This window comes from bacterium (assembly GCA_019695305.1).
Classification (GTDB): domain Bacteria; phylum UBA10199; class UBA10199; order UBA10199; family JAIBAG01; genus JAIBAG01.
The window spans coordinates 18,190-37,108 of record JAIBAG010000003.1; the positions used below are offsets into that span (position 1 = coordinate 18,190).

General features: G+C 41.9%; 14 protein-coding genes. 8 read left to right on the forward strand and 6 right to left on the reverse strand.

Annotated features, from left to right (window positions below; translation table 11 throughout):
- The first annotated feature begins 22 nt into the window (after nucleotides 1–22).
- The 8 genes from ffh to K1X76_02445 all read left to right on the forward strand — a co-directional run bounded on the left by ffh (nucleotide 23) and on the right by K1X76_02445 (nucleotide 5,041).
- The gene (gene ffh, locus K1X76_02410; GenBank protein MBX7147913.1) at nucleotides 23–1,354 is read left to right on the forward strand and encodes a signal recognition particle protein; all 1,332 of its coding nucleotides are present in this window, start codon (nucleotides 23–25) and stop codon (nucleotides 1,352–1,354) included.
- A gap of 88 nt (nucleotides 1,355–1,442) precedes the next feature.
- Nucleotides 1,443–1,676: a 30S ribosomal protein S16 gene (gene rpsP, locus K1X76_02415; GenBank protein MBX7147914.1), complete on the forward strand. Its 234-nt coding sequence runs from the start codon at nucleotides 1,443–1,445 to the stop codon at nucleotides 1,674–1,676.
- Between the two features lie 97 nt (nucleotides 1,677–1,773).
- Nucleotides 1,774–2,004 carry a KH domain-containing protein gene (locus tag K1X76_02420; GenBank protein MBX7147915.1) on the forward strand — a complete coding sequence of 77 codons (231 nt, stop codon included), beginning with the start codon at nucleotides 1,774–1,776 and terminating at the stop codon, nucleotides 2,002–2,004.
- A gap of 137 nt (nucleotides 2,005–2,141) precedes the next feature.
- The gene (rimM, locus tag K1X76_02425; protein MBX7147916.1) at nucleotides 2,142–2,636 is read left to right on the forward strand and encodes a ribosome maturation factor RimM; all 495 of its coding nucleotides are present in this window, start codon (nucleotides 2,142–2,144) and stop codon (nucleotides 2,634–2,636) included.
- The gene (gene trmD / locus K1X76_02430) at nucleotides 2,633–3,319 is read left to right on the forward strand and encodes a tRNA (guanosine(37)-N1)-methyltransferase TrmD (GenBank protein MBX7147917.1); all 687 of its coding nucleotides are present in this window, start codon (nucleotides 2,633–2,635) and stop codon (nucleotides 3,317–3,319) included. The genes rimM and trmD overlap by 4 nt, the downstream gene beginning before the upstream one ends.
- 5 nt (nucleotides 3,320–3,324) lie before the next feature.
- On the forward strand, nucleotides 3,325–3,876 hold the full coding sequence (locus tag K1X76_02435; GenBank protein ID MBX7147918.1) for an RNA methyltransferase: 552 nt from the start codon (nucleotides 3,325–3,327) through the stop codon (nucleotides 3,874–3,876).
- A 102-nt stretch (nucleotides 3,877–3,978) separates the two neighbouring features.
- Nucleotides 3,979–4,374 (forward strand): 50S ribosomal protein L19, encoded by a 396-nt coding sequence (gene rplS, locus K1X76_02440; GenBank protein MBX7147919.1) that lies wholly within the window; start codon nucleotides 3,979–3,981, stop codon nucleotides 4,372–4,374.
- A 40-nt stretch (nucleotides 4,375–4,414) separates the two neighbouring features.
- Nucleotides 4,415–5,041 carry a ribonuclease HII gene (locus K1X76_02445; GenBank protein ID MBX7147920.1) on the forward strand — a complete coding sequence of 209 codons (627 nt, stop codon included), beginning with the start codon at nucleotides 4,415–4,417 and terminating at the stop codon, nucleotides 5,039–5,041.
- Nucleotides 5,042–5,096: 55 nt separating this feature from the next.
- Here the strand turns inward: K1X76_02445 and K1X76_02450 are convergent, their stop codons facing one another.
- The 6 genes from K1X76_02450 to K1X76_02475 all read right to left on the reverse strand — a co-directional run bounded on the left by K1X76_02450 (nucleotide 5,097) and on the right by K1X76_02475 (nucleotide 18,912).
- Nucleotides 5,097–8,879, reverse strand: coding sequence for a choice-of-anchor D domain-containing protein (locus K1X76_02450; protein ID MBX7147921.1), 3,783 nt, complete (start codon nucleotides 8,877–8,879; stop codon nucleotides 5,097–5,099).
- 6 nt (nucleotides 8,880–8,885) lie between these two features.
- A complete protein-coding gene (locus tag K1X76_02455; GenBank protein MBX7147922.1) occupies nucleotides 8,886–10,097 on the reverse strand; it encodes a hypothetical protein in 1,212 nt (403 codons plus the stop codon).
- Nucleotide 10,098: 1 nt separating this feature from the next.
- The gene (locus tag K1X76_02460) at nucleotides 10,099–15,051 is read right to left on the reverse strand and encodes a hypothetical protein (GenBank protein ID MBX7147923.1); all 4,953 of its coding nucleotides are present in this window, start codon (nucleotides 15,049–15,051) and stop codon (nucleotides 10,099–10,101) included.
- 89 nt (nucleotides 15,052–15,140) lie between these two features.
- The gene (locus K1X76_02465) at nucleotides 15,141–18,107 is read right to left on the reverse strand and encodes a hypothetical protein (protein ID MBX7147924.1); all 2,967 of its coding nucleotides are present in this window, start codon (nucleotides 18,105–18,107) and stop codon (nucleotides 15,141–15,143) included.
- 212 nt (nucleotides 18,108–18,319) lie between these two features.
- A complete protein-coding gene (locus K1X76_02470) occupies nucleotides 18,320–18,670 on the reverse strand; it encodes a type II toxin-antitoxin system PemK/MazF family toxin (GenBank protein MBX7147925.1) in 351 nt (116 codons plus the stop codon).
- Nucleotides 18,664–18,912, reverse strand: coding sequence for a hypothetical protein (locus K1X76_02475; protein MBX7147926.1), 249 nt, complete (start codon nucleotides 18,910–18,912; stop codon nucleotides 18,664–18,666). The genes K1X76_02470 and K1X76_02475 overlap by 7 nt, the downstream gene beginning before the upstream one ends.
- Nucleotides 18,913–18,919 lie beyond the last annotated feature (7 nt).

Genomic DNA, 18,919 nt, shown 5'->3' on the forward strand with positions numbered 1-18,919 from the left:
GCGCCCTCTTTTGGTGCGCCCTATGCTGGACTCGTTAACTGAGAAATTTACTAATGTTTTTAATAAGTTACGGGGCCAAGGGCGGTTGACCGAAAGTAACATAGAAGTAGCATTGCGCGATGTACGTTTGGCTCTTTTAGAGGCCGATGTGCATGTGGGCGTAGTGAAAGCGTTCCTTGAAAAAGTAAAAGCCAAGGCCTTGGGCCAGGAAGTGTTGGGTAGCTTAACGCCGGCGCAAGAATTTTTGCGTATTGTGCACGAAGAGCTGGCTGGACTCCTCAAAGAAAAAGCTAAACCTTTTATTTTAGAAGGTAAAAGCCCGCATATCATTCTTATGGTTGGTTTGCAGGGGAGTGGCAAAACAACCACCACCGGAAAACTGGCCGGTTTGTTAAAAAAGAAAGGCATGAGGCCTTATTTAGTGCCGGCCGATATTCAGCGTCCGGCCGCCATTGAGCAGCTCCAAAAATTGGGCGGCCAATTAGGTGTTCCTGTTTACCCCACAACGGCTCAAGATGATCCGGTAAAAGTAGCTAAAAGGGGAGTAGAGGAAGCAGAAAGAAGTTTATGTGATGTAGTTTTGGTAGATACGGCGGGACGTTTGCATGTGGATGATACGCTGATGGACGAACTTAAACGTCTCCACAAAAAACTGCCGCATCCGCCCAAAGTTTTGTTTGTTGTCGACGCGATGATAGGACAGGAAGCTGTTCGCGTAACCAAGGCTTTTGATGATCTTTTAAAAATTGATGGTGTGGTGTTAACCAAACTTGATGGCGATGCCAAAGGTGGTGCTGTGTTATCTATCCAGCATGTTACTCAATGCCCCGTATATTTTATGGGGATGGGTGAAAAGCTTGATGAGATTGAAGCCTTTGACCCCGATAGATTGGTAAACCGTTTGCTAGACCGTGGCGATTTATTAAGCTTGGTTGAGAAAGCTCAAGAAATTGTTAACGTGGAAGAAGCCCAGGAATTAGCGGGCAAAATAAAAAAGAATAAGTTTGATTTAGACGATTTTAGAACGCAGTTAAAGCAAATGAAAAAGCTGGGCTCGGTAAAAAACCTGATGGGTTATTTACCTGGCATGAAGGCCATGGCCGGTAAAATGGACATGGACCGCGCCGAAGCTGAATTAAAAGTAAAAGAGGCCATCCTTAATTCGATGACGATGGCCGAAAGAAAGCGCCCCGAAATTTTAAACGGCAACCGCCGTTTACGCATTGCTAAAGGAAGCGGAACACAAGTATCCGATGTAAACCGCCTGGTAAAAGAATTTGGTGAGATGCAGAAGATGATGAAGATGTTCACCAAAGGCGGGATGGGGGCTTTGAAAGGTTTGTTAGGAAAGTAGAGGGATTAAATCCCTTTTTGATTTAATATAAATTGGCTGTAGAGAGTGACTGATCACGTTTAGAGCCAATAGAAATATAGAGTGACATATGGCAGTTGTACTTCGTTTATCCCGTCATGGGACCAAGAAAAAACCGTTTTACCGCTTAGTGGCCGCCGATAAGGAATATCCCCGTGATGGCCGCTATCTTGAAATTTTGGGAACCTATAACCCCAAGCAACCGGATGCTAAAGGCGATTTCAAAAAAGATCGTATTGAGCATTGGGTAAAGCAGGGTGCTGTTCCTTCTCAAACCGTAAAACAAATTTTAGCCCGCTCGTAAAAACGCGTTTTTGGCCTTTTTGTAAGGCTTTGCGTTTTTTAGGAGGCGGTGGTATAAAAATTTGTTTTTTGTTCATTCTCATTACATTGGAGGCACTATGAAAGAACTTGTTGAAATGATGGCCAAAGCTTTGGTGGACAAACCTGAAGAGGTAGAAGTGACTGAAGTGGAAGGCGAACAGACTACAGTTGTGGAATTAAAAGTTGCAAAGGACGATTTAGGTAAGGTGATTGGAAAACAAGGCCGTACCGCTCGTGCCTTGCGCACCATTTTGGGTGCTGCTAGCACAAAAATTCGTAAACGTTCCGTATTGGAAATTATTGAATAACCATATGGAAAAAGCTTAAGTAGTAAAAAATACCCCCGGCACTCGGGGGTATTTTTTTTTAAGATGTGATTTTCTCTTCATTCCCTCCCCCCTTTGGGGGGAGGGTTAGGGAGAGGGGTGAAGGCAGAAGAAAAAAGATGGCCCTTATACCTTTAGGAAAAATATACCGCGAACACGGTTTAAAAGGAGAACTCAAGATACTTCTTTATAATCCCCAAAGCGAAAATTTGGTGAAAGGAAAAAAGTATCAGCTGGAGTTAGAAGGAAATACAAAAGAAGTAACGCTCAAAACCTTTAAAATGATGTCTCCTCATGTGCTGGTTCAATTTGTAGAAATTAACTCGATGACCGAATCTGAAAAGTGGCGTCAGGCTAAATTATTGGTAGATGAGAAATTACTCAAACCATTAAAATCAGGTGAATATTATCTGCAGGATTTGTTTGGAAAAAAAGTGAAAGACGAAAATGGTTTAGACCGAGGCGTGTTAAAAGGATTAGAAGGGGATGGAAAAAATATGTTTTTGAGCGTTCAAAAAGAAACAGGAGATTTTTTAATTCCCTATGTAGCCGACTGGATTAGAAAAGTAGAGGGTGACATCGTCATTTTGCATATTCCGGAGGGCCTAGAATGAACTTTCATGTGCTCACCGTGCTCCCTGAGCTTGTAGAGGGATATTTTAAAGGCAGTATTTTAGGACGCGCTGCCGAAAAAGGCATTATTAACATTACCACGCATGCCTTGCGGGCTTATGCTACCGATAAGCACAAAAGCGTAGACGATCGTGTGTATGGTGGTGGTGCCGGGATGGTGTTTAAAGCCGATGTTGTAGTAAACGCCGTACGAGATATTAAAAATAAATTTTCTATTGATCGTGTGATTTTTTTATCGCCGCGCGGGCGAGTTTTTAAACAGGCGGTGGCGGGGGAACTTAAAGAGAAGTATCACAATATTTTGTTTATTTGTGGACGCTACGAAGGTTTGGATGAACGGGCTATCACACTGACCGTGGATGAAGAAATTTCGATTGGTGATTATGTGGTAACCGGTGGCGAACTTGCGGCTATGGTGGTGGTGGATGCCGTGAGTCGTTTAATACCCGGTGTGATTGGCGATGAAGAAGGGCCTGTGAACGAAAGCCATATGAATGGACTTTTGGAGCATCCGCATTATACACGTCCCGAAGATTTTGAAGGGCACAAGGTTCCCTCTGTACTGCTTTCGGGGAACCATGCGCAAATTGAAGCGTGGCGGAAAGAGGAGTCGCTGAGGGTGACCCGCGAAAAACGCCCGGATTTACTGAATAAAAAGGCCTAAACTTTATGTACTACATTGGACTTGTTCATTACCCGGTTCTTAATAAACACGGCGAAATTGTGACCACTTCGGTTACCAATTTTGACCTCCACGACTTGGCAAGAACCTCAAAAACATATGGAATATCAGGGTGTTATATTATTACGCCCAATCAGGCTCAGCAGAACATGTCGCTTTACATTCAAAACTACTGGCAGGAGGGTAAGGGGGCGGCTTTTAACCCCGACCGTAAGGATGCCTTTGATACGCTGTTTATTAGCCCCAGTATTGAGGAAACTTGTTTGACAATACAAAAGCGCCATGATACCAAGCTGCCTCCTTTAAAGGTGGCCACATCGGCCAGGCGGTTATCAAAAACCATATCTTTCAAGGATTTAAAACAACGGCTCCCGGAGCGTCCAACTCTCTTTTTGTTTGGGACGGGCTGGGGCTTGGCCCCGCAAGTGATTGAGGGGGTAGACCATGTGTTGGAACCTATCAACGGACCAACGGAGTACAACCATCTGCCGGTACGTTCGGCGGTGGCCATTATTTTAGACAGACTTTTTGGACTTTAGATTTATGAAAATAATCCCCTAAGCTTACGCTTCGGGGATAAGTGCCTGTAACGCCACCGAGCATTTCATGCTCGCTGACTAACAGGTCTAGGAGATACACTAATGCAAGCACTCGAATTTATTGAAAAGAAATACAACGGCGTTAAACAATTCCCCCAGTTTAAATCGGGTGATACTGTAAAAATTCACGTAAAAATTAAAGAAGGCGATAAAGAACGCGTGCAAATTTTTCAGGGTGCCGTGATTCGCATCCATCGCGCTCAGGCCCGTACCACTTTTACTGTGCGTAAGGTTTCTTACGGTGTGGGTGTAGAACGTGTGTTTCCTTTATACTCGCCTGTTATTCAAAAAATTGAAGTCGTGATGAGCGGCCGTGTACGTCGTTCGCGCTTGTATTACCTGAGAGATTTACAAGGTAAAAAAGCCCGCATTTTTGCCGAAGAACGTGGCATTGTAAGCGGTACTGCTGATACTACAACCGAGCCGGTTCCTGCATAAGAAGAAGTAAATAGTGAATTGTAGAGAGTGGATGGTGAAGATGGTGTTGCCACAATTATCATCTGATAAACTCACTTACGAAAAAAAATTATGGGATGCTGGAATTACGCTTGTGGCTGGCGTTGATGAGGCGGGTCGCGGTGCATGGGCGGGGCCTGTGTGTGCGGCGGCGGTGGTATTAAAGCCTTACGAAGTTATTCCTCAAATTAACGATTCTAAAAAATTATCTCCCAAAAAACGCGAAGAGCTTTTTGATGTAATTATCTCCAAGGCGCTGTGTTATGGCATTAGCTTAATTGACGCCCAAATTATAGACAGTATTAATATTTTACAAGCTTCTTTGTTAGCGATGAAAAATGCGTTGGAACAAATGACGCCCAAGCCGCAACATGTATTGGTAGACGGGAATATGGCTCCCAATATTGATATGGCCCATACCACCATTATAGATGGCGATGCTTTATCGCAAACTATTGGTGCTGCTTCCATTTTAGCTAAGGTAACCCGCGATAGATTGATGCGTGAACTGCACGGACAATTTCCTCAGTACCAGTTTGATTCTCATAAGGGCTATGGCACTAAAGCCCATCAAAAAGCTTTAGCAGAACACGGAGTAACTATTTTGCACCGGAAGAGTTTTGAACCTATTCGAGTGTTGCTCAAATAAAAAAGGCGTCTGCTTTGCGGCAGACGCCTTTTTTACCACTCCGAGCTAAAAGTTTTTACATGCCATCCCCGCAGGCAGCCTTGTAAAAGGTGGGAGCACCAAAGTCTTGATGCTTGGGATAATCGTAATAGTTAGTGAAACGTTGGCGATCTTGTTCAAAAATAATGTAGTCAATACAAGCTGCCGATTGTTTGCATTCATCAATATTGCTTTCATCTACAACACCTGTTTTTACTTCATCTAAAATACCTGCTTCTACATACTTTTGTTGCGCTTCTTCATCATCCCAATGCCAATCGTAACAACCGGTTCTTTCGTCAATACCCGTATTGTCTGGGTCGGCTACCAAGCAACCGTGTGTGCTAAAGGTTAAACCCACACCATCTCCACTGGAGCTTTCGCGGGCAAATACGGGGGCTAACTGATTTTTACCATGGAAAGCGGTTACACCGGCAATCATGGCACGGTTACGATTTAAAAAGTCAATGGGTTCACCGGCCACTACCATTTTTTGGGAGGGCGTGAATATAAAGTTACCTTTACATGAAGAAAGAGCCGGCATTTCATCGCATGGTTGGTCGTCATTATCACCGGTATTTAAATTGGAGTTAATGGGATTTTCGGTAAAATAACCTTTGGTGCCACTATCATTTTTATTAAGCATCACTTTATCTTGGCTAAAATCATCGCGTACGTTAACGGCAATCAAGTCTTTTGAAAACTTGGTAGGGTTATCTTCGTCTAAGCCAATAGCTTTGCTGGTAAAGGTTAAGTACAGCGATAAATTAGCCAGTTTAGTATTGTTATCAAAAAAGTTATTAAGCGAGCTTGATAAAATGGAGAGCTCCAAACGGATATTACGCATGGTTAAATCCCAACGAGTATCGTCTTCTTCGTAGCTTACGTTTCCTTTGTCATCTACAGTGTATTTTCTGTGCGGTTCATATTCGCCAAAGCTGGTCCATGTGTCGGGTTTGCTCCATTTAATATTTGAATCGGTGCAACGGCTTAATCCATCGTAATCGGGACCAACAGGAGCATCTTGAGGAACACAACCTTCATCCAAGGTAAAATAGAAGTAAGCGCATTCTTCCACCATGCCGCCCACACGGGTTAAGCCCGGATCTTCATCGCTTTTCCAATCTTGGCCTTTAAACGATTCCCAACAGGTTTTAATTTTATCGGCATCGGTTAAGGTTTCGTTGGCATTGGCCTTACAACCGTTTTTATCGTAAGCCTTTTTAAAGGTAATGTAAGATCCGTTTTGGTATGTTTTCATTTCGGCCTGATATTGCTCGGCCGTACCGCTGTCGCCCACTTTGCTGGCTACGCGGTCGTATGCCTGTTGGGCTGTTTCATTGTGAGCCAGATAAAAAGTGGCAATTTTTCCTTCAAATTCCACTTCGCAGCTGTCAGGATTAAATTTTACAAATTCATGATAAAACACATCGTCAGAATTAGGGTCGGCAGCATCCAGTTTTTGCGAGTTATTGTTGAACATGCATATTTCACTGCCGTCAATATGAATATTTTCGCTGTCGTTATCGTATTTGCAACGGCCTTTATCGCTCATCCAGCTTCCCGGTTCGTACTCGGCCTTATAAGGATTGGTACCCAAAGGAAAACAGCTGGCGCCGCTCGCTACACTGGTAATTTGGTGATTGTAAGCGCGGAACAGTTTTACTGAGGGAATAGTTTTGGTATCGGCACGAGGATCGTATTTAATACCTTTTAAACGGGCCCAGCGGCCTGTTGAATCCAGTTCTACAGGTATCTGGCTGCGGTAGGCAGTATGATCGCGCAGAGGTTCCGATACGCCACCCAGGTTAAGGGTTAAGCGATCTACTACATACCAGGCATTACCGGTAACAGGAGTGCCGTCACCGCCGGTACATTGTGTAGCCTTAGAGCTAACAAGCTTAAAATATAAACTGTATTGAGCCGGAGAAACTCCAAATTGGCGTTCTGTGGCTTGGTCAAAATGGTTGGTTACATCCAGTTTTCCGTAAATATCCACGTTTTCTTTCACTCCCGTTTTTACATCAACATTAATAGAGAATGTAGATTCGCTTTGAGGATCGGTTACCAGATGAGTTTGATCGAGTGTGATTGCAACATTTTTGATGGCTCTTCCGTTTTTATCGCCCATGCTCGATAAGCGGATGTCGGAAGTAAGGGGATAATTTTTGGAATAGTTTTTAATGGTAAAGCTTTTGGTTGTAACGGTGCCAATAGTGGCAATACACAAACTTTTAGGGGAGTCTACAGGGTAGGGAGGGTTGATTGCATCGTAGGGTTTTATTTTAAGGATGCCCCCTTGAGAAAGTTCAACGGAGTTTTGCGATTTTTCCTGGCCCAATAAGGTAACCAAATTGGTAGGACCATTGGTGCCGTTTTGATGAATTTTTAATTGGCCCAAATCGTAATACGGACTTACCACCTCGGGAGTGGGGGCGTAAATTAAACTGACTGTTTTTGATTGTCCCGGTTGTAATAAAATTGGAAAGTTAACAGCCGGGTTTTGTTCTTCAAAGGTAAAATAGCCGGTGGTAATTTCATCTAACCATACCTTAAGAGGTGTTGTGCCTGTTCCTGTATTTTTTAATGTTAAATTAACATGATTAGCATCTTCAATAATCCAGTCTTTGTAAATGTCGGCTATGCCAAAATTAATGGCTGAATAATCGGAACGTAAATCTAAAATATTGTCGGTATCAAAAGTGGATCCTTCAAATGTATAGCTGGCCGTAAGTTCCGGTTCGCGTCCGCCTGATGAACCTAAAACATTAAAGCTTTCTACGCCAAGGCTGGTGGAAACTTCCAGTGTAGTGGCATAGTTAACAGGTAAAAATAGTGAGCCCTCTGGAGGTTGTGTGGTGATAGAAGGGGCAAAGGTAATATCTAGCAGCATGTAATTACCGGCCGGAATAACCAAATTTTTAGGCAGGCGTCCGGTAGAGTTTTCTTTGATGGTAAAGGCACCCACGGCATCAGGTGCGGGGCCTGTGTAAGTAACAAAAGTGGGCTCTTCAAAACTTTCTGTTACGTCAGGATTATAGTAATCAAAAAAAACTGTGTTTAATTCTTCTTCCACTTCCCATACAAAGTCTTTTTCAAAATCAACATCCACACTTTCGGATTCGGCACCCGTTTTATTGGGTTTAAGAGCAGCATCATTTAAAATAATGTCCTGTCCACCGGTGTTACAAATTTTAACACCCTTGGTTACCGTTTTACCCGAAAGCACTTTCATAAAATCGAGTGTTGAAAGAGTAGGAGCGGTTTCGCTACTACACAAATAATCGGAGGTAATAATTTTATAATCGGCAGCACCCGATACGCGGCCTTTTAAAGGAAGAATAATGTGACCGGCAATGCCCTGGGCTTCAATTTGTACATAGGCTGTTTTAGAACCCATGGTTAAGGCATCAAAAGCAACGCTGTATTCTTTAGATTCACCGCGCTTGATGGCTTCGGCCGAAAGCATGCCCACTAAAGTTTTATCGGTTTGAAAAAAGTGATACCCTCCGGCATTACCCATAATAATAAGGGAAAAAGTTACATCGCGGCCTGAGCCATTGGTAAGAGTAAACTTTTTAACAATAGATTTCTTTTGGGTGGTTACACCCATGTCAATAGATTCGGGATTAACCGTAATGCCGTTTTGTAATGTGTTTTCGGGTTCTACAGAAAAATCGCCACCGGTGGTAAGAGTAGGGTCAATTGTCTTAGAACCACCGCCACCGCCGCAGGCTATGGTTAAGAAAAAGAGAAAAGTACATACAAATCCCAAGATTCTTTTTGCAAACAGGCCAATTGTGGTTTTATAAAGCGTCATATCGTGTTAATTAAGTTTTTTGGTAAACGTTACTTCGAGCTGAATATAAATATAGGGTGTATTGGCAAATAAGATACCCACAATACCATCTTTAGCTAAAAAGTTTTCGTCGTTAATGAGCTCGCCACGGGTTACAAAAGTCATGTGCCCGTCTTTTAAAGAATCACCTTCCAGATTATATTTGTTGTTACGATTTCCATCTTTAAGATTCATAACAGAAATACTATGGCTGCCTAAAATAGTACCTAATAAGGTATCTTCTTCTGTCACGGTTGATGTTAAGTCGGCTTCTAAATCGACCTGAAAAGATCCAGCATCGGTGGCTACTAAGGAACCATCTAAATCATTGGCTCGGAGCTTGGCTTTAAAGTCGTTAATTTGAGTGTCACCTTTTTCGTCAAATACACCTTCAAAATCGGTAAAGGTGGTAATGTAGGCTGGTTCGTACAATAAAATAGAGGGATCACCGGGTACAAAAAAGTCTTCGCATTTGGTAATGCGATGGAAGGTAAAATTACCATTGGCATCATCAACAGTTAATTTGAGATAAGTAGGAATATATTCTACCTTAGGATTGGGATCGCTGGTAGAAACCACAGCGGCTAGCGAACTAGTGCCGGGATAAATGTAACCCACCATTTTATCGATACGCAGGTAATATTCGCCGGCGGGAGGACGTCCGGTAAAATTTTGATCTTCGTATTCAAATGAGCGGGGATCTTCGGTACATATAATATATTCTTCGCCGCTATCTTGTGTGGGCTGAATAGTTACCGATTGACGGTAGGTTTTGTTGTTATCGGTATAGTATACATACATTTTGGTAGAATAACCGGCTAACTCTTTAGGACAATTAAGAGGCGTGTAGCGTATATTAACAAACGCATTATCGCCGTTAGAAATAGTGGCAGAAATATTTTCAGGGTTGTTTACAATAACATTTCCATATTGTGTGATGGTGTAAAACGAAAGGTCGCCGCATACATTGTTTTCAAACATCACATTGGTGATTGTAATTTCTTTGCCGGTGTTATTGGTAAAGGGGATAGCGCGGTAAGCAGCACCTCCCAAAGGAGCCCTAATAATCACTACGTCGCTTTCTTCACCTAAGCTAGGAGTGCCGGTAGAACTATTTTGAGAGCCACCGCCAAAGGTAGAGCAGGAAGCCAGTATTCCCAAGCTTAAAGCAAAAAACAGATTGTAAAATACTTTTTTCATTTTAATTCATGTGAATCTGCAGGTCGTTTATCGTTTTAAACAAATTAGGATTAAAAGGAGCTTGTTTCATTTCCCATTGCGTGCTTTTATCATCTGCTAGCCCCGAAGGATCCAATTCGTCGTATAGCCATTCATATAATTCCAGGTGCATTCCTGTTCCAAAGTGGATGTAACCATTTTGGTGGTCAAAATTAAGCTTAAAGTTATTAAGACTTACATCCGAAATCCCGGTTTCGCACACGCTTTCTCTTAAAGTATCTCCCAAAGTTAAGTTGTCGGCCTCTTCTTTAGCATCGTTTTCATCAGCTAACAGATCGCATGTTTCTTCTGCAGCCGTGTTTTCATCGGAGTTATAAGGAATAAATTCCATAGGAGTAAAATCGAAACGGGGGATAAGTGGCTTGCTTTCGGGAGTAGTGCTGCCACCTTTTGCATCCACAGCATCTTGCATCATGGCAAAAATATCTATGAGCCACTGCTTAATAGCTTCGCCCAGTTCACCACCAATGGTAATGGTAGGAGGAGGAGGAGGAGGAGGAACGCCATATTCAGGAGCAGGGCCATGGGCGTTTTCACCTTCGGTGTTACAATTACCAATATTGGTTTGTGTAATATGGCTTGCCACGTTAAGGCCACTTAGTTTGTTGTTAACAATTTCCACGCCAAAGCTGGGTAAACTTTCTGGATCTTCGGGTTTAAAAGGTTTGGCTAATCCACCAAAGAGATTGGGTAAAATAAGAGAGTATAAGGATCGGGTGATACCCTGATCGTTAATTGTTAAACCGCGGTCGATAGCGCTAAAATAAAACACTTGTTGGTCTTGAGGTAAAATATAAATTTCAACTGTTTGACCGTTGGTGCCATTATCTATTACCCGAACCGCCAAGCGTAACAATACATCGCCACGTACGGTAACTACTTTGTTGCCAACGGTATAGGTTTCAAGCTCATCTTCGGAAGCGGCAGGAATAGTGAGTAAGCTTTTTACAGCAATTTCCAAATTGGGAATCCCTATTTGAAGGAGGGCGGTATTTTCATCGCCACCTTCCATGGGTAAAATGGCAATAGTAGGAGCCGATTTAACCGATATATCCAAATGTGAAATATCATTTTCAAAAAAGTCTTTAATCCCTTCAAAAACAATAGAAGGAGAAAGATCGGTATTGGCTAGCGACAAGGGCCCGCACATATCAAAACGTCCCAAAATAACTTTGTCTACACCAATGGTCCAGTTATCAAAGTTGTAGCCTTTAGGCCCTTGTAAATCTTCATCCACATCGGCCAGCTTAAGAACATCCCAAAGGCCTTTTTCAATTAAGGTATAGAGGGCGCCGTTTAACACTTGTTCGGCGTTAAGAGAGAGAGAAAGATAAGGATTTACTTGCCCATTGTTTACTTCTTCTTGTCCATAGGGATAGGTGGCGGAATCTAGATTGACAGGATCGCGATAAATGTAGCCGCGAGAGCGTGTGGTGTCATCCCCACGGTTATAAAAAGTTTCACTGACGTCATCGGCACCGATTTTTTCTATGCCTAACTTGGCTAAAATTCCATTGTCATTAATATTAAGATCGGCATCTTTAATGTCGGGTTTTACGGTAAAAGCAATGGAAGTACCGTCTTCTTTTTCTAAATCCTTTTTAAAACCAAAAGCAACATCACCATTTTTATCAGTACCTACACCAAATTCGAGAGGTTTGCGTTCCTTTTGAGGTACCCAGCTTGCATAGCGAAATGCTTCGGAATCTATCATTGGATTGACCATAGAATCAGGTAGGCACCCAAGTATATTACGGAAAGTCGCGTCTAAAACATTATGGATAAGAAGGTTAAGGGTGTCATACTCGCCATTATGAGCAGAGCGTAAGAGAAGATCTCCCTGTACTGAGTTCGTATCTACTGTAAAAGGATAATATTCTTTTGTTTCATCATTGCACCCCAGTGGAACTGTGGCATTGGGCCAGCGCTTTTTAAAATAAGAGCTACATTCTTTGTATGGATCGAATTGAAGATCCATATATTCTGATTCAAGTCTTCTATAAGGATAGATGTACAGCATGTTTGTACAGTTACTATTGTCACATACAGCGGGCTCGCTTTCTTCTACACAAGTATCAACGCCAGCAGAGCAGCTATCAACATATTTTTTCTTTTTTAAATCATAAAATTTACCGGTACCCTGCATGACTATATGGCCATCTTCATCCTTTTTAGCTTTTACAATACGCAGTATGTCTTTTAGGTTGATGGTCATTTTCCCCACATTAAAAAAGAGAGGAATAATAGGATCGGCAAGGCCAAAGTCTTTTAATGTAAGAGCGCCAGTAGTACCTTCATCAATAAGGTTATATGCATTAAAGTGTCCAGCAAGTGCAGGGCCTACGTCTCCATTTTCATCTACTTTTCCATTTAAAGATAGTTTTGCATCCACAAAGCCATCGTTTTTTAAATTGACATCCACATCCCAAACGCCCTGCTCAAAAGTATTACAATTCAAAACGTTTTTATCACCTTTGTTTTTCTTTTCATCGGCACATATGGCAGTTGGCCATTCTTTTAAGCCATAATCAGGATCAGTAAAGAAGCTAGGTGTTACTTTACCCCATAAAGCATACATGTATTGATACATGTCGGGTGATACAATGGCTGTGGTTATCGGATTGCCACATTGATCGCTGGCAATATCGCTGGGGAAGTATTTTTCGGTACTTCCTTGCGCACTTTGATAATTCCAAATAGCCATGACTTGTTCTGGAGCGCTGCGATGTAATAAACGAATAATTTCATTTTTATCATTGGTATCAGACCAATCAGGGTCAAAAACACCAAAAGGCTTTTCTTTAATTTCATCTGTAGGGAAGCCCATGGCTAAATCAGCAAAATTAAGATTGTCATTTAATAATTTACGGATAACATTTTTTATTTCTTGTTTTTGAAGAGTGCCTTCGCCAAGGTAAAGCATGATAGGAGCATTTTGAATATGATCTCCACCATTATAACTGCCCATAGGGCCTGTGGATAGCTCGCCAATACCGGCGCCGGTGGAATTAAAATTGGCCTTTTTGTTTTTACCACGTTGAAAGCTAACGGCCTTGTAGGCGTAGTGGCCGCTGGCGTTGTGGGTTTCAATAAACATTAAATTGGTAAACTGGGTTAAGCCAAAGAAAGTAGTGCTAGTATTGGTGGCAGTATCGGTAATGGTTTTTTTCAAGTTGTCTAAATACATTTCATATACTGCACGCCGGATGTTGCCCGTGTTACCGTTGCTGGTGCTACCGTCTTCAGAAGCAATAATTTTTAAAGTAAATTTGTCGGTAGTATTGTTGTCGCACAAGGGAATAAACGTGCCTACATTCTGGCCGTCTTTCCAATTGGCGGCATTAAGCCACAATTTTACGGCACAACTTTTGGTTTCTACTTCTTTACCATCATCATCGGTTGTTTTGGTAACATCGTACATTACAAAGTTATCAATAGTAATGGTGCCTTTAATTTTTTCGCTATTATCTTTAGGTTCGTCTATTAACGGATAAACGTGATCTTCAAGAGGAGCTTGTATGGTAATGTTGGGGATGTCGTTATCAACCACAATACTGGTGGTTTCTACCGTGCAGCTTCCACTAAAAGTGGTGTAGTCGTTACAAAGAGTGGTTTCAATAATGCTGGTGCCTTTTTGCAGACTTGCTGTGGGCGGCATTACAATACAATAAGTAGACGTGGGGCTATTAAATTTAGAACTGCAGTGACCATTAACACCTTCTTCGGCATTAGGATCTTCTTCTTCACTTTTTTGAAGGCCTACATACATGTCAAAAGTACTTACTTCATCGGGATCGCCGGTCCATTCTTTATCGTTGGCGTTGTAGCTCATATAAACCTGGTCGTTGTGTTTAATAACAGTTTTAATATGAACCGGTTTAGTTTTAGAAGGGCCCGAAACATCTAAGTTACTTACGTTAATACCCAATGTAAGAATGGTAGAATCAGTTTGCCCGGGAGTATCGGTAACGGCCGCATTAACAATACCGCCAGACGCATCGCGAATTTCCATTTTAGACGTAGGGCTGGTGTATCTAATTAAATGACGTACCATTTCCAAATCACCTTTTTGAGAAGGGATGGAAATAGTGATGGGATAAACTTTTTTAGGATCAAAAGGCAGCTTAAATTCGCCTTCAAAGCTGTTGTTTCCTGCCGGTAAAGTAACAGTGCTCATGCCGCCTTTTACCGTTACGTCGGTACCGGTAATAACAGACGATAAATTAGTATTGACTGTGCCTTTTACAGCAATGGTAAAAGTACCGGCTGCAGCATCATAGGTACTTACGCCGTCTTGTTCCCAAACAAGCATGCCTTCGGTGGGGCTATCTAAATCAAAAACATAATCGGCGGTACTGCCTTTAACGGGAATAACTGTGGCATAGGCCATGGAGCCGCTATCAATTACCACATTTACGCGTGCGCTATGATCGCCAATAACAGTGCGTTTGTAGCAAAGATCAATGCCTTCCGAAACACCGGCTTGGCGGCCCGAAAGTTCATTGCCGGCAGCATCAAAAAAACCAAATTGCTGATCATCATCGGAAGTTCCATCAGGATATACAATTTCGGCGTTAAAACCCACGCAACCGTTTACTTGGATGTGCTCACATTCTTTATCTTCAAGTTGTCTTAAGCCAAAATCGATAGTGTTAGGTGAAATGGATAAGGTTTCAAAGGTTTCACAATCAGGTTCTTTGCCCGGATTAACAGGGGTAGTGCCATCGGTGGGGTCTAAGTCGGCGCCGGGTTGTAAACCGATGTCTTCGTTGCCACCGCTAGTGGCTAGCTCAACACGGCTATTAGTTTCTACCCCGCAGGCTACAGAAAAAAGCGTGATAAAACAAAAGGCTAACGCCAGGAAAGTATTGGAAAATAAGGAAGAGAGCGGGTTGGAAGGTCTTTTATGGGTCATACCTATAATAGTTATCGGCTAATTGTCAGAAATGTTGCGTAAAAAGAAGAAAAAAAATGAGTTTTTTTAACTAGTTATAACGCTATGCGTTATTTATTTTTTCCCCAACGAAATGTGAGTTGGCTTGAGGCGCCAAAATTGTTGCCGTTTAAAGGATCCGCTTGAAGAACTGGGTTAACATCTAAGCCCCAGCTTATTTCCTTAGTGCCTAAGCGAAAATTGCCTCCAAACACCGAGCCCGGCGATACATCGGGATTAAACACCACATGATCTCCAAAAATCGGGATATTTTTAGGTAAAATAGTGGGAAGAGCCCATCCTAAACCATAAGCTAATGTCTCAGCTGCTTCATTAACATAGATACTGGTTGCATCATCGGGATTATCGTGAGCAGCTTTACCCGCTGCTATCCACCCTTCGGCTAGTTCTGCTAACTTAAGGCCATAAATAATGGCTACCTGTGCTTTATCCCAAGGAGTAGAAGCGTTGCCTTTAGCAAGTACTTTATCAAACAACATTCTATCCATAACACCAGTTTGTAATTGCTGCAGATCGTTTGCAGCGGCATCAATAATAAGAGGTATATAAACAACCGAAGATCCCTCTTTAGCGCTAATAAGCCCAGCTTGTGTAAGTGTGCGGGCATATTCGCTTAAGATTCCGGTTTGTTTTGCCAAACGATAATGAATGAAAGGATCAGTTCTACCCCCTTTGTCCCAATCAACAGCAATAATGGCAAAAGCAACACCGCTTAATCGGGCACCGGCACCTTCTAGAATAGTATCTACACGGGTTTGGCGTTCTATAGTTTCGGTAGTGGAGTGAGCTATGGCTTCATCATAAGCCCGGGCTTTATCACTAACATTAATAGCCCAGCCTTTTCCTGGTATAAACGACATAATAACAGGAGCGCCAGCTGCTGTTAAAGCACCAATAGTAATACCTATTCCTGGGCCAAATTCACGAATAAGATCTGTTGTTAAATTCTGGCTGCCTGTAGACATTGCTTCCTCTAATGCAGCTATTTGAGCTCTTACGGGAAACTCCAAATCAAAAACGACAAAGGCTCCGTTAGAAGAAACGTTACCGGCATTTTGTTCTTCCATCCATGCCTTGGCTTCGTCCATGTAGATATCACATCTATCTTTTGGATGTGCGCTGTTAGCACAAATGTCAATTTGTTCCTTGGTTGGATCTAGCCCCATAGCAACTTCGTAATCGTCAAGAGTAAAAGCTGCTTGATACCCATTCATGTGACCCTTTGCGGCATCAAATACAGCACGTTGTTCTATAAGGCCTTCTAGCAAACTTTCATCGGCAACAAACATGGATGCATAATTAAGCGCGCGAACTCCTTTGCCAATGAGAGAGGGTTCAAATTGGCCGGCAAAGCGTGCATATTCGCGACGATTATGGCGAATGCCTGATGTATGCAGCGCATCGCTCAGTAGCGGAAAAATAAGTTCGATGTTACCTTCGTCGAGTAGTTCATTTAAATTGATATGTGTAGCACCCAGCCATTGAAGACGAGGTAGATTACGTATGATACCAGTTATACCATTGGCTACATCCAAATGCCGTAACATGGGATCGGGAACCGCATTAATGTCGGTAAAGGGAGATACAATCATGCGAGGTCTAAAAAGTTCACCTGGTGAAGTAAGCACATCGGGAAGTCCGGCAAAGCTTGTAAGGGCGCCCATGGTATCAATAAGCTCGTGCCCTGGAATTGCGAGTTTTAGTTTTGGAGTAAGACCCACTCTAAATTCACGAAATTGTGCGGCCAAAAGTTTTTGACGGGCATATTCGGTTTGGTAAAAACGTTGTAAATCAACTTGCCCAATAGAGTCTAAATGACTGGCTACCAATGCCACTTGTGCATCTAACAAGGCTTTATCGCTATCGGCATGGTTAACTGTACGGGTAGGGTTAAGTAAAAATGCCCGGATAAGATAATAAACATTACCTTGCGCCATACCTAAGGGTGTGTAGGCTTGTATTGCAGCATCGCGGTCGTGAGTAATTTGCGCCTGATCTACAATATAGCCAATGGCAATGGCTTCTTGTGGATTGCTTTGTTTTAAAGCATCAATGCCGGCTTGATTAGTTACAGTGCCTTTAGCATCAATAAAACCTTCTAGCTTAGTTTTTGTATCACTAGAAATACCGGTAAATTGTTGTAAATATTGTCCAGAAACTGCCGATGAAGCATAAGCAAAAGCATATCTAACAGCATCAGCCCCACTTAACTTATTGTCTAAAGCAATTTGATATCCATTAAAGGCCGCATCTATTACTAAAGAATAAGGTTTGCCCGCTGTGTAAACACTTTTATCGGTTCCAGCTATAAGCGCGGCTTCCAAATCTGATGCTTCTTCGCTTGTAAGTAAACGAGGGAGGTTAGTGCTGGTGGGTACAGTTGTTGTTCGGGGGCGTGAAGCTGGAATACCGTAGTCATTTATTCTATCAGTAATAATTCTCTTTTTCACAGGGCCAAACTCGGCTAATTCACCCGTAGTGTCTACTTCGCCAGCAATAAATACTTCTTCACTTAATATATTTTGTACATATGTAATAAATTCTTTAACATCTTGTTTTACTGTAGGGTCGTTTTTCCATCCTTCAAGCTTGGTGATAATCCCAGCTCCGTTCATTTCATTAATAATATAGATAATGGAACTGCGAGCCTCATCAATAGTTAATGTTGTTTGGGTACTGGTAGCTGATTTTGGCTCTAGTGGTTTGTCAAGATGGCAAGCCGCAACACGGCCCTCTAAAACATCTATAATGGCGGTAATGTTATTATCGTTAGAAAAATAAGATCTTTCTTCTTTTGTATCAATTTTACCTTTAAGACCAGCGCTAATAAAAGTATCTCTAATATAACGCGCAGCGGTGCCTACATCGCCGCTTTGGCTAACCCATTTGTCGAGTTCTTTAAATGGATTTTTACCCTTAAGATTTTTGTCTCCACCCTTATAATTATCAACGCTACCCAGCCACGTAAAGTAATTACGAATAGCTTCAAGTGGTGAATTTGATACGGGTGTTGGCATGTGTTCCTCTATCTATAAAAATGGATTTATCCTACCTCAGTAAAGTTATCGGCATTTATCTGTAAAAGTTGCGTAGAAAAATAAGTTTTTTCAGATTTTTTAAATAGTTATGACGCGGGGTGTTAGTGTTGAAAAGAATATTTTTATGCAAAATAAAAAAAGTTCGTATCATTAATATTAGGTTTGAGGATAGAGAATGGGGGAGTAGGGCGTTATTCCCAATCAAAAATATCTTTTAAAGCCTCTATCAGTTCATTTTGTTTATTTTTAGGAAGCAGACCTACCTTTTTTGTGATGCGGGTAATATCCCATGAAAGAATCTGATCTACTAAAATTACGGAATCTTTGGATAAGCCTGAATCGCTTTGTGAAAGAAAGATGCGCAACGGATAAGCATCGCGTTGAGAGGTTTGGCTTGAAAGAGGAAGAACAATAACCGATGGATGTTCGGTTTTGTTAAGCGTGTTACCTTGAATAGCTACAACAGGTCTTATTTTTCCGGGTTTAGTTCCAATGCGTGGGTTAAGATTGGCAATATAAATGCCGTATTGATCGATTACCATGTTTCTTTACGGAGAGAAGCAGTTGTAAATCGGGACATTTCCTTGTTTATTTTCATGGATTCTTTGCGTACCGCCAAGGAGGCCTTTTGCATTTGAAGGGCTTTTAATTCTTTTTTGCGCAATTTATAGAGGGCTTGTACGCCAGCCAAAACTACTTCTTTTTTACTGGAAAACCCAAAGTCTTTTTTTGCCTTTGCAATAAATTTGTCTTCATTGCCGTTAATTTGTATCGTATTTAACATGACTTTA